General features: G+C 71.5%; 18 protein-coding genes. 6 read left to right on the plus strand and 12 right to left on the minus strand.

All coding sequences use genetic code 11. The features are described 5' to 3' along the window. Positions 1-24 precede the first annotated feature (24 nt). The 4 genes from OHS71_RS11435 to OHS71_RS11450 form a co-directional block, all read right to left on the minus strand. On the minus strand, positions 25-1,026 hold the full coding sequence (locus OHS71_RS11435) for a hypothetical protein (RefSeq protein WP_328479279.1): 1,002 nt from the start codon (positions 1,024-1,026) through the stop codon (positions 25-27). 13 nt (positions 1,027-1,039) lie between these two features. Then, the gene (locus OHS71_RS11440; RefSeq protein ID WP_003993510.1) at positions 1,040-1,336 is read right to left on the minus strand and encodes a DUF4193 domain-containing protein; all 297 of its coding nucleotides are present in this window, start codon (positions 1,334-1,336) and stop codon (positions 1,040-1,042) included. A gap of 396 nt (positions 1,337-1,732) precedes the next feature. Continuing rightward, entirely contained in the window at positions 1,733-2,977 is a 1,245-nt protein-coding gene (locus OHS71_RS11445) for a sensor histidine kinase (protein ID WP_328479280.1), read from the minus strand. 5 nt (positions 2,978-2,982) lie between these two features. Further along, a complete protein-coding gene (locus OHS71_RS11450) occupies positions 2,983-3,636 on the minus strand; it encodes a response regulator transcription factor (RefSeq protein WP_020125132.1) in 654 nt (217 codons plus the stop codon). Between the two features lie 415 nt (positions 3,637-4,051). On the opposite strand from OHS71_RS11450, the gene OHS71_RS11455 reads away from it, so the two are divergent. Further along, the gene (locus tag OHS71_RS11455; protein ID WP_328479281.1) at positions 4,052-4,225 is read left to right on the plus strand and encodes a hypothetical protein; all 174 of its coding nucleotides are present in this window, start codon (positions 4,052-4,054) and stop codon (positions 4,223-4,225) included. 75 nt (positions 4,226-4,300) lie between these two features. Here OHS71_RS11455 and OHS71_RS11460 read toward each other — a convergent pair whose 3' ends face one another. Both OHS71_RS11460 and OHS71_RS11465 read right to left on the minus strand, forming a co-directional pair. Further along, on the minus strand, positions 4,301-5,116 hold the full coding sequence (locus OHS71_RS11460; RefSeq protein WP_328479282.1) for an inositol monophosphatase family protein: 816 nt from the start codon (positions 5,114-5,116) through the stop codon (positions 4,301-4,303). Positions 5,117-5,124: 8 nt separating this feature from the next. Further along, complete coding sequence (locus tag OHS71_RS11465; RefSeq protein ID WP_328479283.1) at positions 5,125-6,252, minus strand: ferrochelatase; 1,128 nt, start codon at positions 6,250-6,252, stop codon at positions 5,125-5,127. Between the two features lie 257 nt (positions 6,253-6,509). Between OHS71_RS11465 and OHS71_RS11470 the strand changes: the two genes are divergently transcribed. The 3 genes from OHS71_RS11470 to sepH all read left to right on the plus strand — a co-directional run bounded on the left by OHS71_RS11470 (position 6,510) and on the right by sepH (position 10,559). Continuing rightward, positions 6,510-7,748 (plus strand): MFS transporter, encoded by a 1,239-nt coding sequence (locus OHS71_RS11470; RefSeq protein ID WP_328479284.1) that lies wholly within the window; start codon positions 6,510-6,512, stop codon positions 7,746-7,748. After that, positions 7,708-9,027, plus strand: coding sequence for a D-arabinono-1,4-lactone oxidase (locus OHS71_RS11475; RefSeq protein WP_328479285.1), 1,320 nt, complete (start codon positions 7,708-7,710; stop codon positions 9,025-9,027). The genes OHS71_RS11470 and OHS71_RS11475 overlap by 41 nt, the downstream gene beginning before the upstream one ends. Before the next feature lie 494 nt (positions 9,028-9,521). Beyond that, positions 9,522-10,559 (plus strand): septation protein SepH, encoded by a 1,038-nt coding sequence (gene sepH / locus OHS71_RS11480; RefSeq protein ID WP_328479286.1) that lies wholly within the window; start codon positions 9,522-9,524, stop codon positions 10,557-10,559. 137 nt (positions 10,560-10,696) lie between these two features. Here the strand turns inward: sepH and OHS71_RS11485 are convergent, their stop codons facing one another. Continuing rightward, positions 10,697-11,548 (minus strand): sulfurtransferase, encoded by an 852-nt coding sequence (locus tag OHS71_RS11485; RefSeq protein ID WP_328479287.1) that lies wholly within the window; start codon positions 11,546-11,548, stop codon positions 10,697-10,699. Between the two features lie 220 nt (positions 11,549-11,768). Between OHS71_RS11485 and OHS71_RS11490 the strand changes: the two genes are divergently transcribed. Then, positions 11,769-12,569, plus strand: coding sequence for a VOC family protein (locus OHS71_RS11490; protein WP_328479288.1), 801 nt, complete (start codon positions 11,769-11,771; stop codon positions 12,567-12,569). 26 nt (positions 12,570-12,595) lie between these two features. Here OHS71_RS11490 and OHS71_RS11495 read toward each other — a convergent pair whose 3' ends face one another. From OHS71_RS11495 to OHS71_RS11510, 4 genes are all read right to left on the minus strand, one after another. Then, on the minus strand, positions 12,596-13,243 hold the full coding sequence (locus tag OHS71_RS11495; protein WP_328479289.1) for a thymidine kinase: 648 nt from the start codon (positions 13,241-13,243) through the stop codon (positions 12,596-12,598). Between the two features lie 71 nt (positions 13,244-13,314). Beyond that, positions 13,315-14,556 (minus strand): alkaline phosphatase family protein, encoded by a 1,242-nt coding sequence (locus OHS71_RS11500; protein WP_328479290.1) that lies wholly within the window; start codon positions 14,554-14,556, stop codon positions 13,315-13,317. Beyond that, a complete protein-coding gene (locus tag OHS71_RS11505; RefSeq protein WP_328484475.1) occupies positions 14,556-15,152 on the minus strand; it encodes a DUF5998 family protein in 597 nt (198 codons plus the stop codon). Before OHS71_RS11505 ends, OHS71_RS11500 begins: the two co-directional genes overlap by 1 nt. Before the next feature lie 242 nt (positions 15,153-15,394). Further along, a complete protein-coding gene (locus OHS71_RS11510; protein WP_328479291.1) occupies positions 15,395-18,298 on the minus strand; it encodes a bifunctional acetate--CoA ligase family protein/GNAT family N-acetyltransferase in 2,904 nt (967 codons plus the stop codon). A 179-nt stretch (positions 18,299-18,477) separates the two neighbouring features. Here OHS71_RS11510 and OHS71_RS11515 point away from each other — a divergent pair, with 179 nt between their 5' ends. Beyond that, complete coding sequence (locus OHS71_RS11515) at positions 18,478-18,759, plus strand: HPr family phosphocarrier protein (RefSeq protein WP_020125117.1); 282 nt, start codon at positions 18,478-18,480, stop codon at positions 18,757-18,759. A gap of 150 nt (positions 18,760-18,909) precedes the next feature. On the opposite strand, the gene OHS71_RS11520 is transcribed toward OHS71_RS11515, so the two are convergent. Continuing rightward, a complete protein-coding gene (locus OHS71_RS11520) occupies positions 18,910-19,605 on the minus strand; it encodes a GntR family transcriptional regulator (RefSeq protein WP_328479292.1) in 696 nt (231 codons plus the stop codon). Between the last annotated feature and the right edge of the window lie 85 nt (positions 19,606-19,690).

Below are 19,690 nucleotides of genomic sequence, written 5' to 3' on the forward strand. Positions count from 1 at the left end.
GCCCGGCCGGCCTGGCAGACCCTCTCAGCGCCCCAGCTGTCTGCGGTGTCCCGGGCCGTCGCCGTCCTCGAGGTCGGCGGGTTCTTCGGGGTTCAGGGGGTTCGCGGGGATCTCCCCCATCGCCAGTGGATCGGCCGGCTTCTCCAGCGGAGGCAGTTCCGTCAGCGTGTCCCACGGCACCTGCATCCTGCGCAGGTCGGCGCGGACCTTCGCGGCCAGTCTCCTGGTGTCCCGCCGGTTCATGACCGCGCCCACGGCGGCGCCGACCATGAAGGGCATCAGGTTCGGCAGGTCACGGACCATGCGCTTCATGATCTGCTGACGCAGCTCGCGCCTCATCTGACCGCCGAGCGCCGAGTTGATCGACGACGGCTTCATGACGTCGATCCCGCGTTCGCCCGACCACGAGCGCAGATACGCGGTACTGCGGTCCTTGAGGTTGCCCGCCGGCCGCACTCCGTAGACCTCGTGGAGTTCGGCGATCAGTTTGAGTTCGATCGCCGCGACCCCGGTGATCTCCGCGGCCAGTTCGGTCGGCATCGCGGGGGGCACGGGAAGCATGGCTGCCGCCCCGATGCCCGCTCCGACGGTGGACGTCGCGTTCGCCGCGCCCGCCACGAGCTTGTCCGCGAGCTGCTCCGGCGCCAGGCCGGGGAACTGCCTGCGCAGCGTCTGAAGGTCCCGTACGGGGATCCGCGGGGCGATCTCGATGATCCGGTCGGCGAGGTGCCCCAGTCCCGCCCTGGCGCGGCTGCCGCCCTTGCGGACGCCTTCCCGGGCCAGCTCCGTCGCCTTGTCCCGGATGACCGCCGCCCTCCGCCTGGCGACGGGGGCGGCGTTCCGCGCGGGTACCGGGAGGTCAGTCCGGTCAGACGCGGGTTCGAGCGAGGCCGATCCCGCAGGGATCTCTCCCGTGCCGGATGAGCCTCGCTCGTCGTCACGCACGCCGTGAGGGCCGGGGGCCGGCCCTTTGTCCGTTCCCCGGAAGGGGAAGCGGCGCTTCCGAGGAGGGGTCGAGCCAGTCACGGCCGACCCCGCCTCAGTCGCAGTCGCGGCAGATCGGCTGGCCGTTCTTCTCCCGGGCCAGCTGGCTGCGGTGGTGCACCAGGAAGCAGCTCATGCAGGTGAACTCGTCCTGCTGCTTCGGCAGCACCCGGACGGCCAGTTCCTCGTTCGAGAGGTCTGCGCCGGGCAGTTCGAGCCCCTCCGCCGCCTCGAATTCGTCGACATCGACTGCTGAGGCGGACTTGTCGTTCCGCCTGGCCTTCAGCTCTTCAAGACTGTCTGAGTCGACGTCGTCATCGGTCTTGCGTGGGGTGTCGTAATCGGTAGCCATTTCGCCTCTCCCCCTCTGGGTGTCTGCGGTGTCTCCAGCGCACGTAACGCGTGAGAGGCCGGACTTGTGCCCGCCTCGAGGCGGAGATTTTGCCTCACATCAAGGTCTGTTACTCAATCGACACCCAACCGGACTCCTCAAGAGTGATCGGCTTGGATGGCGATGCGGACCGTACACGGTCCGAATGCCGCACTTCAAAGGCGTCTCACCGTGTACTTCCCGTGATCAGGACCCCTGAAAACCCGGATTTTCCGGGCTTTACGACGGCATTCATGATCACGGAGAGTAGATGGCCGGAAATTCGTCCTTGTGATCGATCACACACGGGAGAGCCAGGTCGGGACCCAGAAAATTCCGCGCAAAGCGAACATCCCCGCGTGTGTCGGCGACATGATCTCAGACGGGGAACGTGACCCGCATCATGAGCCCACCCCCCTCGCGCGGCTGGGCCGCGATATGACCGCCGTGCGCCCGGGCCACCGACCGCACGATGGACAGACCCAGTCCGACCCCCTTGTCACTGCCCGTCCGCTCCGTCCGCAACCTTCGGAAAGGCTCGAACAGGTTGTCGATCTCGTATGCGGGTACGACCGGTCCGGTGTTGGACACGACGAGGACCGCCTGCCCGTGCTGGACCTCGGTGGTCACCTCGACCCAGCCGCCCTCCTGCACGTTGTACCGTACGGCGTTCTGCACCAGGTTGAGCGCGATCCGCTCCAGCAGGACGCCGTTGCCCTGCACCACCGCGGGCTTCTGCTCACCCCGGATCACCACGCCCCTGGCCGCCGCCTCGCCGTGCACCTGGTCGACGGCTTGTTCGGCGACCTCCGCCAGGTCGACCGGTTTGCGCTCGACGATCTGGTTGTCACTGCGGGCGAGCAGCAGCAGGCCCTCGACGAGCTGCTCGCTGCGCTCGTTGGTGGCCAGCAGCGTCTTGCCCAGCTGTTGCAGCTCCACGGGCGCGTTCGGATCGGAGAGGTGCACTTCGAGCAGCGTGCGGTTGATCGCCAGCGGGGTCCTCAGCTCGTGCGAGGCGTTCCCCACGAAGCGCTGCTGGGCCGTGAACGCCCGCTGGAGACGCTCCAGCATGTCGTCGAAGGTGTCGGCCAGCTCCTTCAGCTCGTCGTCCGGTCCGTCCAGCTCGATACGGCGGGACAGGTCCGAGCCCGCCACCGCGCGCGCGGTGCGGGTGATCCGGCCGAGCGGGGACAGCACCCGGCCGGCCATCGCGTAGCCGAAGGCGAAGGCGATCACGGCGAGGCCCAGGAGAGCCAGCAGGGAACGGCTGAGGAGGTCGTCCAGGGCGTGCTGGCGCTGGACGGCGTCGCACTGCTTGAGTATCGAGCTGACCTCGTCCGTGGGCGCGGAGTTCACGGCGGGACAGCTCGTGCTGTGGACGTCGAGGCCGCCGACCCCGCGGATGTCCAGGGACTGGCCGCCGCCGCCCTCGTGGAGGGCCTGCGCGGCCAGCAGGTAGATGATCGACAGCAGCATGATGCCGGCGATCAGGAACATCCCGCCGTACAGCAGCGTGAGCCGTATGCGGATGGTCGGGCGCAGCCAGGGAAAGGGCGTCTGCGGCCGCCTCGGGTCCCAGGTGGGCTTCGGAGGCGCCTGGGCGGGCGCGGGTGTCGATGCCACGGCGATCAGATCCGGTAGCCGGAACCCGGGACCGTGACGATCACCGGGGGTTCGCCCAGCTTGCGGCGGAGCGTCATGACGGTCACGCGGACGACGTTGGTGAACGGGTCGGTGTTCTCGTCCCAGGCCTTCTCGAGGAGCTGCTCCGCGGAGACCACCGCCCCCTCGCTGCGCATCAGCACCTCCAGGACGGCGAACTCCTTCGGTGCGAGCTGGACCTCCTTGCCGTCGCGGAACACCTCGCGGCGGTTCGGGTCGAGCTTGATGCCGGCCCGCTCCAGGACGGGCGGCAGCGGCAGGCTGGTGCGCCGGCCGAGGGCACGCACGCGTGCGATCAGCTCGCTGAAGGCGAAGGGCTTGGGGAGGTAGTCGTCGGCGCCGATCTCCAGTCCCTCTACGCGGTCGCTGACGTCGCCCGAAGCCGTGAGCATCAACACCCGTGTGGGCATGCCGAGTTCGACGATCTTGCGGCAGACGTCGTCGCCGTGCACGAGGGGCAGGTCCCGGTCGAGGACGACCACGTCGTAGTCGTTGACGCCGATGCGCTCCAGGGCGGCCGCACCGTCGTACACGACGTCGACGGCCATGGCCTCCCGGCGCAGTCCGGTGGCCACCGCATCGGCGAGCAGCTGCTCGTCCTCGACGACGAGTACGCGCACGTCGCTTGTCCTTCCTGTGTCCACCCGCGTAGCGCTCCGTGAGCGCACGCGGGCAGGGGTTCTGGTGACTGTGGGCTTCCATCCTGCCCTTTTCGGCCATAAGTCGGCGGTAAGGCGGGTGTGCGCGGGATGAAGGCCGGGTGTGAAGCCCGGGAATGCGAAATTTTCTCGAGACGTTGAGGTTTCCGTGGAATGGAGCGGGGGGAGGACGGCTTTACACACCACGCGATCACGCTCTGCATGTGCCACAACACCATGTGGTACTCCCTCTTCCGCTTGCAGAGCGGGCGTGGGTGTCCGGCACCGTCGCCGCCCGGCAGGGCAGCGCTGGGCACCTATGGCAGACGTGATCGCCCCTTCCCAACCGGCACACCCCCGTGCCACCGACCCACGACCCTGGACGAGGGGGCGCAGCATGGACGCATTCACCGCAGGACTTCTGCAGCGCATAAGGACGACCGAGTCCGACCTGACGCGGGCTCGCGACGAGGGCGACGACTTCCTCGTCGAGGTGGAACAGGCCGAGCTCGACGACCTGCGCCGCCTCGCCGCCGAGCACGGTGTGGAGGTCGGCGCGACGAGCGTCTGAGCAGTTCGCAGGCAAGCGGAGGGCCCCGGCGAATCCAGCGCCGGGGCCCTTTCGCGTGTCCGCGCGGAAACGCGCTCAGTCGTGCCAGGCGCCCGCGTCCTCCAGGAGCCGCTGGAGGGGCTCGAAGACGCCGGGGGTGGCCGCCACCGTCAGATCACGGGCGGGGCGCTCTCCGGGCCGCCCACCGGTCAGCGCGCCCGCCTCCCGGGCGATCAGGTCGCCCGCGGCGAGGTCCCAGGGGTGCAGCCCGCGCTCGTAGTAGCCGTCGAGCCGGCCCGCGGCCACGTCGCACAGGTCGACCGCGGCCGAGCCGCTGCGCCGGATGTCCCGCACCAGCGGGATCAGCCGCTGAGCGACGTCGGCCTGGTGGGCGCGGACCTCGGTGACGTAGTTGAAGCCGGTGGAGACCAGGGCCTGGTCGAGGGGCGCCGCGGGACGGCAGGAGAGGGCGCGTTCGCCCTCCCGTGCGCCGGTCCGCCACGCGCCGCGGCCACGCACCGCGTGGAAGGTCTCGTCCCGCATCGGGATCCCGACGACCCCGACGACGGTCTCACCGTCCTGCTCGGCGGCGATGGAGACGGCCCAGGTGGGCAGTCCGTAGAGGTAGTTCACCGTGCCGTCGAGAGGGTCGATGATCCAGCGGATTCCGCTGCTGCCCTCGACGGAGGCGCCCTCCTCGCCGAGGAAGCCGTCGTCCGGGCGGTGCTCGGAGATGAGGCCCGTGATCAGCTTCTCGGCCGCGATGTCCATCTCGGTGACCACGTCGATCGGGCTCGACTTGGTGGCGGCGACCGCGAGATCGGCCGGGCGGCCGTCCCGCAGCAGCTCGCCGGCCCGGCGGGCGGCCTCCTTGGCGAGCTCGAGCAGTTCCGTGTGCAGGGGGTCGGTCACGCCGTTCCTCACGCGTAGGGGCTGTCGGCGCCCGCGGCGGCGGGCCTGGGGGCGCGGGCGGGGCAGCAGCCGACCGGGCAGAGGTCATGGCTCGGGCCGAGCGCCCCCAGGGCGCACGGGGTGACGTCCTGGCCCCTCTGTGCCGCGGCGCGCTCCAGGACGAGCTCACGGATCGCGCCGGCGAAACGCGGGTCGGCGCCGACGGTCGCCGAGCGGCGCACCGGCAGGCCCAGTTCGCCGGCCTTCGCCGTGGCCTCCGTGTCGAGGTCGTAGAGGACCTCCATGTGGTCGGAGACGAAGCCGATGGGGGCCATCACGACGGCCGGGGCGCCGGCCGCGTGCCGCTCCTCCAGGTGGTCGCAGATGTCGGGCTCCAGCCAGGGGATGTGCGGCGCGCCGGAGCGGGACTGGTAGACGAGCTGCCAGGGGTGGTCCACGCCGGTCCGCTCGCGGACGGCGTCGGCGACGAGCCGCGCGGTGTCCAGGTGCTGCCGCACGTACGCGCCGCCGTCGCCCTGCCCCTCGACCGGGCCCGAGGTGTCCGCGGACGCGACGGGGATGGAGTGGGTCGAGAAGGCGAGGTGGGCGCCGTCCCTGACGTTGTCGGGGAGGTCGGCCAGGGACCGCAGCACACCCTCGATCATGGGCTCCAGGAAGCCGGGATGGTTGAAGTAGTGCCGCAGCTTGTCGACCTTCGGCGGCTCGAGGCCCTCGGCCTCCAGCGCGGCCAGCGAGTCGGCGAGGTTCTCGCGGTACTGGCGGCAGCCGGAGTACGAGGCGTAGGCGCTGGTCGCGAGGACGAGAATGCGGCGGCGGCCGTCGGCGACCATCTCGCGCAGGGTGTCTGTGAGGTACGGGGCCCAGTTGCGGTTTCCCCAGTAGACCGGCAGGTCGAGGCCGTGATCGGCGAAGTCCTTGCGCAGGGCTTCCAGCAGGGCCCGGTTCTGTTCGTTGATCGGGCTGACCCCGCCGAAGAGGAAGTAGTGCTGCCCGACTTCCTTGAGGCGTTCCTTGGGGATACCGCGCCCGCGCGTCACGTTCTCCAGGAACGGAACCACGTCGTCCGGGCCTTCCGGGCCGCCGAAGGAGAGCAGGAGCAGGGCGTCGTAGGGGCTGGCATCGAGCGCGTCTCGCATGAGTCGATCCTGCCACCCGTCTCCGACAGGCGGTAAACGGTGGGGTGCCGTGAGGGCCCTGGAGCGGGCGCCGGACGCGACGGCGCCCGGATTCCCTGATGCATTAGGGTGGCCTAACTTCGTAAGCTGTATGAGCGGCGTTCACGCCTTACTGCTTCAGTCGGGCTCACGCATGTCCTGCCGAGTCCCTGCCGAATCGCCTTCCCTCACCCGCGCCGAGCCGCCACGCGCGCGTGCCAGGACCCACCGGAGACCCCGTGCCCAGCCCGTACCGCGCCCTGTTCGACGCCCCCGGCTCCAAGCGCTTCTCCGCCGCGGGGTTCCTCGGCAGGATGCCGCTGTCGATGATGGGCATCGGCGTGGTCACGATGGTCTCCCAGCTCACGGGACGCTACGGGCTGGCAGGGGCGCTGTCGGCGACCATCGCGCTGGCCGCCGCCGCCTTCGGTCCGCAGATCTCGCGCCTGGTGGACGTGCACGGTCAGCGCAGGGTGCTGCGCCCCGCGACGCTGGTCGCGCTGGCCGCCTCGGCCGGGCTGCTGCTGGCCGCGCACTTCGCGTGGCCGGACTGGGTGCTGTTCGTGTGCGCCGTCGGCATCGGCACCGTGCCGAGCCTCGGCGCGATGGTCCGGGCCCGCTGGGCGGCCGTGTACCGGGGCACGCCGAAACTGCACACCGCGTACTCCTTCGAGTCCGTGGTGGACGAGGTGTGCTTCATCTTCGGGCCGATCATCTCCATCGGCCTGTCCACGGTCTGGTTCCCCGAGGCGGGTCCGCTCCTCGCGGCCGGCTTCCTCGCCGTCGGCGTCTTCTGGCTGACCGCCCAGCGGGCCACCGAGCCCGTGCCGCACCCGCGCGGGCAGCGCGACGGCGGTTCAGCCCTGCGCTCACCCGGTCTCCAGGTCCTGGTGGCCACGTTCGTGGCGACCGGAGCGATCTTCGGGGCGGTCGACGTGGTCACCGTCGCCTTCGCCGACGAGCAGGGCCACAAGGGCGCCGCGAGCGTCGTCCTGGCGATCTACGCGGCGGGTTCGTGCCTGGCCGGGCTCGTGTTCGGACTGCTGCACCCCGAGGGGGCGGCGGAACGGCGCTGGCTGCTGGGCGTGTCCATGATGGGCGTGAGTATGATCCCCCTCCTACTGGTCGGGAACTTGCCGTTTCTGGCCGTGGCGCTGTTCTTTGCGGGCCTGGCCATCGCTCCCACGATGATCACCACCATGTCCCTCATCGAAGAGCACGTACCACGCGCGCAACTGACCGAGGGCATGACCTGGATCAGCACCGGGCTCGCGGTCGGCGTCGCGCTCGGGTCCTCCATCGCCGGCTGGGTCATCGACGCGGCGGGCGCACGGGCCGGGTACGGGGTTCCGGCGGTGTCCGGAGCCGTCGCGGTCGCGGTCGGTTTCCTGGGGTACCGCCGGCTGAGCAGGCCGGCTCCGGGTCGGGGAGGCACCGTTGAGCAGCACGACGAGCGGGAAGAACGCCACGTGGCGTAACTGGGGCGGCAATGTCGCCGCACGCCCCGCGCGGGAGGTCACGCCCGCCTCCGTCGACGAACTGGCCGAGGCGGTGCGGCGGGCCGCCGAGGACGGGCTGAGGGTGAAGGCCGTCGGCACCGGCCACTCCTTCACGTCGATCGCGGCGACCGACGGCGTGTTGATCCGCCCGCAGCTCCTGACCGGCATCCGCAACATCGATCGCGACAACATGACCGTCACGGTCGAGGCCGGAACGCCGCTCAAGAGACTCAACCTGGCGCTCGCGCGCGAGGGTCTGTCGCTCACGAACATGGGCGACATCATGGAGCAGACCGTCTCCGGGGCCACCAGCACCGGCACGCACGGCACCGGCCGTGAGTCGGCCTCGATCGCGGCTCAGATCAAGGGCCTGGAGCTGGTCACCGCCGACGGCTCGGTGCTCGTCTGCACCGAGAAGGAGAATCCCGAGGTCTTCGCGGCCGCCCGGATCGGCCTGGGCGCCCTCGGCATCGTCACCGCGATCACCTTCGCCGTCGAGCCGGTCTTCCTGCTCACCGCGCGGGAGGAGCCGATGCCCCTCGACAGGGTGCTCGCCGAGTTCGACGCACTGTGGGCCGAGAACGAGCACTTCGAGTTCTACTGGTTCCCGCACACCGGCAGCACCAACACCAAGCGCAACAACCGCAGCGCCGGTCCCCGCAGGCCGGTGAGCCAGGTCTCGAGCTGGGTCGAGGACGAGTTCCTCTCCAACGGCGTCTTCCAGGTGGCCCAGTGGGTCGGACGGGCGGCACCCGCCACCATCCCCACGATCGCCCAGATCTCCAGCAAGGCCCTGTCCGCGCGTACCTACACCGACATCCCGTACAAGGTCTTCACGTCCCCTCGCCGGGTGCGCTTCGTGGAGATGGAGTACGCGGTCCCGCGCGAGGCGGTGACCCAGACGTTGCGTGAGCTGAGGTCGATGCTCGACCGCTCGGGGCTGCGGATCAGCTTCCCGGTCGAGGTGCGCACCGCGCCGGCCGACGACATCACCCTGTCCACGGCCTCCGCCCGCGACAGTGCCTACATCGCCGTCCACATGGTCAAGGGGACTCCCTACCAGGGGTACTTCACCGCCGCCGAGCGCATCTTCACCGCCCACGAGGGCCGGCCGCACTGGGGCAAGGTGCACACGCGGGACGCGGAGTACTTCGCCGGTGTCTATCCGCGCTTCGGCGAGTTCACGGCGCTGCGGGACCGGCTGGATCCCGACCGCCGGTTCCAGAACGACTACTTGCGCAGGGTCCTGGGGGCGTAGCGGGTCTGCCGGGCGCGGGGGCCGTCGGCCCCCGCGCCGCTCTCGGCGGCCGGGGGAGCAGGTGCCGCCGGCCGTCGCACGGAAGGACGAAACGGATAGTTCCGTTTCGGCGGATTCCGTGAACCACGCCACAGCCAAGATCGCCGAACGCCCGTCACCGAGCGTCAATTCGCACCCGCCGCCAGAAGTTGAGTGGCGCGCCAATCCACGCACGTGGCCCAAATGGAGTACTGTTGCGAGCCCTGGGCCCGGTCTCCTGCCAGGACGTCCGGGGCCTCGCTGGACCGCTGGAGGGGGACCGATTGCACAGGGTGACGGGGTTGGTCACTGAGCGTGGCGAATAGGTAACCGTGCCATAACGGCGGCGGAGGGCCTGTGCCCGACACGCCGAACAACTCGGCAAGGTTGTGGCAGGCTGCACCCGGGCAGGCCACACTCGACTAGCGGAAGCAGCGACGCACGTGACGTCGGCAGGCACCACCCGGGAGGTCCCCATGCCCGAACTGCGTGTCGTGGCCGTCTCGAATGACGGCACACGGCTGGTGCTGAAGGCTGCGGACAGCACGGAGTACACGCTTCCGATCGATGAGCGTCTGCGCGCCGCCGTCCGCGGCGACCGTCCCCGCCTCGGCCAGATCGAGATCGAGGTGGAGAGCCATCTCCGCCCCCGTGACATCCAGGCGCGTATACGTGCCGGTGCCACCGCGGAGGAAGTCGCCCAGATGGCCGGCATCCCCGTCGACCGTGTGCGCCGGTTCGAGGGCCCCGTGCTGGCCGAGCGCGCCTTCATGGCCGAGCGGGCCCGGAAGACTCCGGTCCGCCGGCCCGGTGAGAACGCCGGACCCCAACTGGGCGAGGCCGTCCAGGAACGGCTGCTGCTGCGCGGCGCCGACAAGGACACCGTCCAGTGGGACTCGTGGCGCCGCGACGACGGCACCTGGGAAGTCCTGCTGGTCTATCTGGTCGCGGGCGAACCGCACTCGGCGAGCTGGACGTACGACCCGCCCCGGCGGCTCGTCCAGGCGGTCGACGACGAGGCGCGCTCGCTGATCGGCGAGTCCGACGACCTGGCCGCTCCCGAGCCCAGCTTTCCGTTCGTCCCGCGCATCGCGCGGCTGCCGCGCGACCGTCCGCTGGACCGCACCCTGGACCGGCCGAGCCTGCCGCCCCAGCCGTCCGAGCCGGCCGAGGAGAGCATCGGCGAGCGTGAACGCGACTCGCTGACCAGCCTGTTGGAGGCGGTGCCGAGTTTCCGTGGCGACATGGTCGTCCCGGAGCGCCCGGCCGAGCCCGCCGCGGAGGAACCCGACGAGCAGGAGCCCGTCACCGAGGAACCCCCGGCACCGGCCGCCTCCGCCGGGTCCGCCTATGCGGACGTCCTCATGCCGCGTTCCGTCGGCAGCCACCGCGACCGTCTGGTGGGCGCCACCGACCGCCAGGCCGAGGCGGACGGCGTCCGTCCGGGCCGCCGGGCCGCAGTGCCGAGCTGGGACGAGATCGTGTTCGGCACCCGCCGGAAGAAGCAGGAGTAACCGGCCAGGACCGGCCCTCGGGCAACTCGCCCGGGGCGCCGGTCGGTTCACGGAGTCCGGTCCGCACGCCCGTACGTACGTGGGGGAGGGCCGCACCTGCTCGGTGCGGCCCTCCCCCACGCGCGTGTGCGCTACGGCTACCGGGGGTCCGGGCCCACCGCCACCGGCCGGGCCGGGTCCGAGGACCACTCCGACCAGGAGCCGACATAGAGGGCCGCCGGAACACCCGCGACCGCCAGCGCAAGTACCTCGTGGGCGCCGGAGACGCCCGAGCCGCAGTACACGCCGACCTCGGCTCCGTCGGACGCTCCCAGCGCCTTGAAACGGTCCTTCAGCTCCTCCGCGGGAAGGAAACGGCCGTCCGGACCCACGTTGTCGTTCGTGGGCGCGGAGACGGCGCCCGGGATGTGGCCGCCGACCCGGTCGACCGGTTCGACCTCACCCCGGTACCGCTCCCCCGCGCGGGCGTCGAACAGCACTCCGGAGCGGGCGAGAGCGGCGGCCCCGTCGGCGTCGAGCAGGCCCGTGGCACCCGGCACCGGCTCGAAGTCGCCCTCCACGCGCGCGGGGACGTCGACCGAGAGGTCGCTCTCCCACGACGGCAACCCGCCGTCGAGGACCCGCACGTCCGGGTGACCCGTCCAGCACAGCAACCACCACGCGCGCGCCGCCGCCCAGCCCTGCCCGCCGTCGTACACGACCACCGGCCGGTCGGCCGAGACACCCGCCCGGCGCATGGCGGAACCGAACGCCGCGAGGTCGGGCAGCGGATGCCTGCCCCGTTCGCCCGGGGCTCCCGCGAGCTCCCGGTCCAGGTCGACGTAGACCGCACCGGGCACATGCCCGGACCCGTACGCGGCCCGGCCGTCGAACGGCGGCTCCCCCGCGGCCTTCGCCAGGCTGAGCTGCCAGCGGACGTCGAGCACGACCGGCGGATTCGCCCCCGCCAGGTCGCCGGCCAGTTCCGATGCGGTGATGATGACGTTCATGGCCACCATCCTCGCGTACGGGGTGGCCCCATCGCTCCGGTCCGGCTACTCTGCTCGGCCGGACAGGCTCGATCACGGGGCGTGCGGGATCGAGCACATGCCGTACAGGCGATCGACATACGGCGACAACCACACGTGCACCGAAGAGAAACCCCCTATCAGGCATCCTCCGACGGCGGAAGCGACGCGGCCACCGTGAGGGGCCGAGGAGAGAGTGACGATGACCGAGGCAGGCGGGTCGGCCGGTCCGATCGGCGCAGCGGACGCCCGGTACGCGCCCGGTACACCCTGCTGGGTGAGTCTGATGGCCCACGGGTTGACCGGGACGCAGGAGTTCTATGCGGAGCTGTTCGGCTGGGAGTTCCGCCCCGGCCCTCCGCAGCTCGGCCCCTATGTGCGGGCACTGCTCGACGGCCAGGAGGTGGCCGGCATCGGTCAACTGCCCCCGGATCGTCACCTCCCGGTCGCGTGGACGCCCTATTTCGCCTCGGACGACGTGGACAGGACCGCGGAAACGGTCCGGCTGTGCGGCGGCACGATCGGAGTCGGCCCGCTGGACGCCTCCGACGCCGGGCGGCTCGCGATCGGTTCGGACCCCTCCGGCGCCGTCTTCGGCGTCTGGCAGGGGGCGGCCCACGTCGGGACCACCCTCACCGGCGTGCCCGGCACCCCGGCCTGGAACGAGCTGACGACCTACGAGGCCGCGAGCGTCCGCAAGTTCTACGAGACGGTCTTCGGCTTCGAGGACACGGTGTCGTCCGCCGACTTCGACTACGTGACCCTGCGCGTCGCCGGGCACCCGGTCGCCGGCATCCACGGCGTGGGCACCGAGCTGCCCCGGGACCGGGGACCGCACTGGACGACGTACTTCGAGGTGGCCGACACGGACGCGGCACTCGCCCTGGTAGCAGGTCTGGGCGGGCGCGTCCTCGAGCCGGCCCGGGACAGCGGGCACGGGCGCGTGGCGACCGTGGCCGATCCCGAAGGGGCGTGCTTCTCCCTGATCCAGGGGCCTCGGTGAGAGCCGTCCCGCGAGGCCGTCGGCGCCTAGACCTGCTGCACGGGCAGCACGTCCGGTGACAGGGCGGCCGCCCGCGCGGACGCCGAGGTCATACGGCGACGGTGGTGGCGTCTGCACAGGACCTCGTAGCCGATCGTGTCCGCCTGGTCCACGTCTCCCACGACGACCTGGGCGCCCTCCACGACCATGAAGCCGCCCACCGTGCGGGCGTTGTGCGTGGCGCGGGCGCCGCACCAGCACAGCGCCTCGACCTGGAGCACCTCGACGCGGTCGGCGAGCTCGACGAGCCGCTGGGAGCCGGGGAACAGTTTGGAACGGAAGTCCGTGGTGATCCCGAAGGCGTAGACGTCGATGTCCAGGTCGTCGACCACGCGCGCGAGCTGGTCGATCTGCTCCTCGGCCAGGAACTGCGCCTCGTCGGCGATCACGTAGTCCGCGCGGCCGCCCTGCGAGAGGTGGTCGACGAGGGAGGCGTAGAGGTCCTGACCGTCCTCGACCTCGACGGCGTCGGTGACCAGGCCGAGCCGGGAGGACAGCTTGCCCTCGCCCGCGCGGTCGTCCCGGGTGAAGATCATGCCCTGGAGTCCCCGCGCGGAGCGGTTGTGCTCGATCTGGAGAGCCAGCGTCGACTTCCCGCAGTCCATGGTTCCGGAGAAGAACACCAGCTCGGGCATGGGGAGTCGAGCGCCTTTCGGTGAAGGTGGAGACGAGTCGGGAGCAGGGGCGGGAGAGACGGCTTCGGGCGTCAGGAGCGTACTTCGAGCAGCGGGACCAGCTGCTCGGCAGGGGTCATCGAGCCGTGGTTGCCGACCATCGACGACTCCTTGGGCTCCCGTTCGGAGGCGATGAGCAGAACGTCGTCCCGGGCGGCCGCGACGACGTCGCCGAGGCGGGCGTACACCCGCTTGTCGACCTGCGGCCCGAACCAGCCCGCGGCGATCGCCTCGTCGCGCGAGGCGACCCAGAACTGTTCGCCGAGCACCTCGCGCCAGCAGGTCAGAACGTCGCCCTCGGCGCCCGGCACGGCGTAGACATGGCGCGCGCGACCCTCGCCGCCCAGCAGGGCCACCCCTGCGCTCAGCTCCCAGTCCGCGTCGAAGTCGATGCGGTGGTCCTCGTCGAAGGGCACGTCGACCATGCCGTGGTCAGCGGTGACGTACAGCGCGCTGCGCGGCGGGAGCTGCTCGGCGAGGCGCTGGACGAGCCGGTCGACGTACATGAGCTGACCGCGCCAGGTGTCGGAGGCGACGCCGTAGCGGTGCCCCGCGCCGTCCAGTTCCGCGTAGTAGGTGTAGACGAGGGAGCGGTCGCCGGCGGCGAGTTGCTCGGCGGCGAAGTCCATGCGCTCCTCGCCGGTCAGCCGTCCGTGAAACGTTCCGCCGCTGAGGGCCACCTTGGTCAGCGGCGTGTTCTGGAACGTCGGGGACGACACCTGGGCGGCGTGCACACCCGCCTTGTGCGCGAGCTGGAAGACCGTGGGGTACGGCTGCCAGGCGCCGGGGGCCGTCCACGGCTGCCAGCGGAGCTGGTTCATCAGCTCGCCGGTCGCCGGGTTGCGCACGGTGTAGCCGGGCAGGCCGTGCGCGCCCGGGGGCAGGCCGGTGCCGACGGAGGCTAGGGAGGTCGCGGTGGTCGCCGGGTAGCCGGCGGTGAGCGGGCGTCCGGTGCCGCCTCGTGAGCTGCCGAGCAGCGCGTGGAGGTAGGGCGCCTCGTCGGGGTGGGCCTTGATCTGCTCCCAGCCGAGGCCGTCGATCAGGAAGACGCAGTTGCGGTCGGCCGGGGTCAACTCCGTGATCGCCGCGGCCGTACCGGGTACGCCCATGCCCGCGGCCAGCGTCGGCAGCAGGTCGGCGAGGGAGCCGGAGCCGTACTCCGGGACCGGAGCGGAGCCGACGGCGAGCGGTTCGGGGAAGTCCCAGGCGGCGTCGAACGGGGTGGCCTCGGGGCGCCCTCGGTCAGGGGCGGCGGGGGGCTGCGGGTGGGACATCAGCGGGTTACGTCCGCTGTCGCCTCGGAGAGCGACTGTGCGAAGACGAGCGTCTGGCGGACCGTCTCCGGGCCGTCACCCGCCTCGCTCACCCGCAGGCTGAGGTCGTCGGCCGTCGAGCTGCCGGTGTAGCCGTGGTCGGCGTCGCAGTTGGGGTCTCCGCAGGCGGCCGGCTCGAGGTCGATGCGGGAGACGGCGCCCCAGCCGATGGTCAGCACGACCTCGCGGGGCAGGGTGCCCGGCGTGTACGACTCCGGGTTGGCGACGACGCGGCTGAGGACGACGGAGGAGATCCGGCCGAGCTTCACGGACTCCGTGGACGTCGTGGCGTACGGCGTCGGGGAGGTGGTGTCGGCGGCCTGCTCGTCGGTGTGGCTCACGATGAAACGGTTGCCGGTGAGGACCAGCACGGTCACATGCCGCCGCACCTCGTTCTGGTCGAACGTGGTCTCCTGGTGGACCAGGTACGACCGGATCGGCTCGCCGCCCACAGCGGCCTCCACCGCCTCGGCCACGAGTGCCGGGTAGTAGCCGCTGCGCTCGATCGCCGCGCGCAGCCCCTGGGTCGTCGTACTGGTCTTGGCCATGCCGTCCATCCTACGGGGGCCCACTGACTGCGAGGCACCGCTCAGGACCGCTTCGCTACGTCGGCGGCGGCGTCGGAGCGCTCCGACGGCGCCCCGGGGGCGCACCCACGAGCGGCACGCTGCCCGGCGGCGCGTCCACGCGCGCGTACCCGGCGACGTGCTTCTGGCGCCCCGGACGGTCCACGGCTCCGGGCGGGAACCTGCGGGACCGGCCCGGTACGTCGGGGCCTGCTCAGTACGTCGTGGGCTGCTCAGTACGTCGGCAGTGTCCTCGGCCCGAGGTCGCCGCGGGCCGGCGGGGGTGCGAGGCGTACGGACGCGCCGAGGACGCTCAGGCCGTGCGGGGCCACCACGACCGGTTCCAGGGTGACCGCGACGACCTCGGGGTGGTCGTCGACCAGCCGGGACACCCGCAGCAGCAGCTCCTCCAGGGCGGCGGTGTCGACGGGCGTCGAGCCACGCCAGCCGAAGAGGAGCGGGGCCGTCCTGATGGACCGGATCAGCGAGGTCGCGTCCCGGTCCGTGACCGGGACGAGCCGGTGCGCCATGTCCCCGAGCAGTTGCGAGGCGGCGCCTGCGAGCCCGAAGGACAGGACGGCTCCGGCCGCCGGGTCGATGACCGCGCGGACGACCGTGTCGACCCCGCGCGGTGCCATCGCCTGGACGACCGGGCGGATCTCCTCCGGCTTGCCGAACAGTCCGGTCAATTCGGCGTACGAACGACGCAGTTGCTCCTCGTCCGCCACGTCGAGACGTACGCCGCCCAGGTCCGCGCGGTGTCGCAGGTGCGGGGCCGTGGCCTTCAGGGCGACGGGATAGCCGAGAGCGTCCGCGGCCCGCGCGGCCTCGTCAGGGGTGGGCGCCGGGATCGCCCGGCGGGTGCGGATGCCGTAGCGGCCGAGCAGCTCGCAGGTCTCCTCGGTGCCGAGGGTGAGTCCCTGCCCGCGCGCGAGGAGCCCGCCGATCAGTTCGGCCGCGCCCTTCTCGTCGATGTCCTCGTACTCGGGCACCTTGCCGGCGACGGCCGCCTCGCGCCGCCACTGGGCGTACTTCACGGCCTCCGCGAGGGCGCGGACGGCACGTTCGGCCGCGGGGTAGGCGGGGATGAGGTGCGCTCCCTCGGGCGCCACTACGGCCTCGGGCGCCGGCCCGCCGCCCGAGGCGTCGGCGGGTCCAGGGTCCCCGCCGCCGGCACGCGCGCGGTGCTGGTCGTCGGTGGGCTCGCGGTGGTCGCCGGTGGGCGCCCGGTCCTCGTCGTCGGTACGCGCGCGTGGGGAGGCTTCCGCGCGCGGTGCGGTGCTCGCCGCGGCGGACAGCGCCGTAGCGAGACCGCCGAGTTCCACGTGCACGACGAGCACCGGTTTGGCGGGAGCGGCGGCCGCGGCCGACCGCAGGGCCTCCGCGAGTTCCGCGTCCCCGGGCGACCTCTCCCCGATCGCCGGGATGGCCGTCACGACCACCGCGTCGCACGTCTCGTCGGCCAGCGCCCGGGCCAGCGCGGCGTGGAAGTCCTGCGCCGACGCCTCTGTCGTCAGGTCCGAGGGCGGCTGTGGCCGCAGTCCCTCCGAGAGGCAGGCGTCGTACGTCAGCAGACCGAGGGACTCGGAGTTGCCGAGGATCGCCACCCGTGGTCCCGTCGGCAGCGGCTGGCGGGCGAGCAGCAGCCCCGCGTCCACCAGTTCGGTGATGGTGTCCACGCGGATCACGCCGGCCTGCCGCAGCAGCGCCGACACCGTCGCGTGCGGCAGCCGCGTCGCCCGGACGGCGTGCCCCTGCGGGGCGGAACCCGCGCCCTGGACGACGACGAGGGGCTTGGCGGCCGCCGTGCGCCGCGCGAGGCGGGTGAACTTGCGCGGGTTGCCGATGGATTCGAGGTACATGAGGGCGACATCGGTGTCGGGGTCGTCGTACCAGTACTGGAGGACGTCGTTGCCGGAGACGTCCGCGCGGTTGCCGGAGGAGACGAAGGTCGACACGCCCGTGACACCGGTGACTCCGCCGCCCCGCCGGTGGAGGCGGGACAGCAGGGCGATGCCGATGGCGCCGGACTGTGCGAACAGGCCGATCCGCCCGGGCCGCGGCATCTCCGGGGCCAGTGAGGCGTTGAGCCGCACCTCCGGGGAGGTGTTGATGACCCCGAAGGCGTTGGGGCCGATGATCCGCATCCCGTACGCGCGTGCGTGCCGGACGAGTTCGCGCTGGCGCTCCCGCCCCTCGGGCCCGCTCTCGGCATAGCCGGCGGAGAGGACCACCAGTCCCTGCACGCCGTGCTCGCCGCACTCGGTGACGGCCGCGGGCACCTGTTCCGCCGGGACGGCGACGACCGCGAGGTCCACGGGCGCCGCTATGTCGCGCACCGAGCGGTGGGCGGGCACCCCGTCCAGTTCCTTCAGATCCTCGGGGAAGGCCTTGTTCACGGCGTAGAGGGGCCCGGTGAAGCCGGCCTCGCGGAGGTTGCCGAGGACGCTGCGGCCGACACCGCCGGGCGTGCGGCCGGTGCCGACGACGGCGACCGATCCGGGCGCGAGCAGCCGCCGTACGGAGTGCGCCTCGGCGCGCTGCTCCCGCGCGCGCTGCACGGCGAGGGAGCGCTCGGTGGGTTCGAGCCCGAACTCCAGGTGTACGACGCCGTCCTCGAAGCTGCGCTTCTGGGTGTAGCCGGCGTCGGTGAACACCTTGATCATCTTGGTGTTGGCGGGAAGGACCTCGGCCGCGAAGCGGCGGATGTCGCGCTCGCGTGCCACGGCCGCGATGTGTTCGAGCAGCGCGGAGGCGACACCGCGGCCCTGGTGGGCGTCCTGCACGAGGAACGCGACCTCGGCCTCGTCGGCCGGTCCCGAGGCGGCCATGCCGTCCGGACCAATGCGGTCATAGCGTACGGTTGCGATGAACTCGCCGCCGACCGTGGCCGCGAGTCCCACCCGGTCCACGAAGTCGTGGTGCGTGAAGCGGTGGACGTCCTTGGCGGACAGGCGCGGGTAGGGCGCGAAGAAACGGTAGTACTTCGACTCGTCCGAAACCTGCTCGTAGAAGCTGACCAGGCGCTCGGCGTCGTCGGCGGTGATGGGGCGGATGCGCGCGGTGCCGCCGTCGCGCAGCACCACGTCGGCCTCCCAGTGGGCGGGGTACTCGTGCCGGTCCGACGCGCTCTGCATGGGGCCCAGACTACGGCTCGCGTACGGCAACGGCGCGAGGCAGTCTGTGGAGGACGGAAGTCGGATCGAGGCCGCGATCCGAGGACCACGGCAGGAGGGGGCCCACCACCCCCTCCCTCATACGCTTCACGTGTGGAACACTGGTCTAGACAACCTGAAACACTGAAGGGCAGCATCACATGGCTGAGCGCCGCGTCAACGTCGGCTGGGCCGAGGGCCTTCACGCCCGCCCCGCTTCCATCTTCGTCCGGGCCGCCACGGCCGCAGGCATCCCGGTGACGATCGCCAAGGCAGACGGCAACCCCGTCAACGCGGCCTCCATGCTGGCCGTGCTCGGCCTGGGCGCCCAGGGCGGCGAGGAGATCGTCCTCGCCTCCGAGGCGGACGGCGCGGACGCCGCGCTCGACCGCCTGGCGAAGTTGGTCGCCGAGGGACTCGAGGAGCTTCCCGAGACCGTCTGACCGATGAATGCGGTGTTCGCCGCCTCATAGGCGTCACGGATACCTCGAAGGGCTCGTCCGAATTATCGGGCGAGCCCTTCTTCATTCCCGTTCCCGGGCAGCAGAAATAATCCCCCGCGAATTATCCCCTCTTTGTATACGGCCCTCTTGTTAATGCCGCAGGCCCGTCATGTTTACGGGAGGTTGCGAAGTCCTCACACGGTCGAGGCGCTCGGCGCCGCCGGAAAAGCGCAGCCGGTGCGCGGCCGTCGCGCGCTCGGTGTGGAGCGACGTGATCGCCCGCGCGCGCTCGCCGTCGCCGCGTGCCACGGCGTCCACGATCGCGCCGTGCTCCGCCCACGACTCCACGGGGTCCGCCGGCGCCTCCACCGCGTACATCCACGCGATCTTGTGGCGCAGCTGGGTGAGCATCGACGTCAGGGCGTGGCTTCCCGAGGACTGGGCGAGCGTCTCGTGGAACCAGCTCCCCAGGGAGCGCAGATCCTCGCTGTTGCCCCTCCGGGCCCGCTCCTGGCCCAGTCGGACGAGCCCGCGCAGCACCTTCAGATGAGCCTCGGTGCGGCGCTGTGCGGCCCGGGAGGCGCCGAGCGGCTCCAGGAGCATGCGCATCTCAAGAAGGTCCGCGGCCTCCAGCTCCGTCGGCTCCGCGACGCACGCGCCCGCGTGCCGCCGCGTGACGACGAAGCCCTCGGCCTCCAGGGTGCGCAGCGCCTCCCGGACCGGAACGCGGGAGACGCCGTAGCGGCGGGCGAGAAGTTCCTCGGTGAGACGGCTGCCGCGCTCGTAGACACCCGCGACGATGTCGTCCCGAATGGCCGTGCACACCGAGTGCGCCGGAATACGCATGACGGACCTCCGCCTTAATCCCCGTGAAACGTCGATGATTGACGTGTGTTCCGTGACTCTATTGCAATGAGCGGGAAATTCCGAC

The sequence above is a fragment of the Streptomyces sp. NBC_00377 genome, assembly GCF_036075115.1.
GTDB lineage: Bacteria > Actinomycetota > Actinomycetes > Streptomycetales > Streptomycetaceae > Streptomyces.

What these genes read in the sequence shown, in the direction of transcription:
- OHS71_RS11440 (WP_003993510.1), bottom strand. Translation starts at nt 1,336, where the DNA reads ATGGCTACCGATTACGACACCCCACGCAAGACCGATGACGACGTCGAC.
- OHS71_RS11455 (WP_328479281.1), top strand. Translation starts at nt 4,052, where the DNA reads ATGGACGCATTCACCGCAGGACTTCTGCAGCGCATAAGGACGACCGAG.
- OHS71_RS11465 (WP_328479283.1), bottom strand. Translation starts at nt 6,252, where the DNA reads ATGCGAGACGCGCTCGATGCCAGCCCCTACGACGCCCTGCTCCTGCTC.
- sepH (WP_328479286.1), top strand. Translation starts at nt 9,522, where the DNA reads ATGCCCGAACTGCGTGTCGTGGCCGTCTCGAATGACGGCACACGGCTG.
- OHS71_RS11485 (WP_328479287.1), bottom strand. Translation starts at nt 11,548, where the DNA reads ATGAACGTCATCATCACCGCATCGGAACTGGCCGGCGACCTGGCGGGG.
- OHS71_RS11490 (WP_328479288.1), top strand. Translation starts at nt 11,769, where the DNA reads ATGACCGAGGCAGGCGGGTCGGCCGGTCCGATCGGCGCAGCGGACGCC.
- OHS71_RS11495 (WP_328479289.1), bottom strand. Translation starts at nt 13,243, where the DNA reads ATGCCCGAGCTGGTGTTCTTCTCCGGAACCATGGACTGCGGGAAGTCG.
- OHS71_RS11500 (WP_328479290.1), bottom strand. Translation starts at nt 14,556, where the DNA reads ATGTCCCACCCGCAGCCCCCCGCCGCCCCTGACCGAGGGCGCCCCGAG.
- OHS71_RS11505 (WP_328484475.1), bottom strand. Translation starts at nt 15,152, where the DNA reads ATGGACGGCATGGCCAAGACCAGTACGACGACCCAGGGGCTGCGCGCG.
- OHS71_RS11510 (WP_328479291.1), bottom strand. Translation starts at nt 18,298, where the DNA reads ATGCAGAGCGCGTCGGACCGGCACGAGTACCCCGCCCACTGGGAGGCC.
- OHS71_RS11515 (WP_020125117.1), top strand. Translation starts at nt 18,478, where the DNA reads ATGGCTGAGCGCCGCGTCAACGTCGGCTGGGCCGAGGGCCTTCACGCC.
- OHS71_RS11520 (WP_328479292.1), bottom strand. Translation starts at nt 19,605, where the DNA reads ATGCGTATTCCGGCGCACTCGGTGTGCACGGCCATTCGGGACGACATC.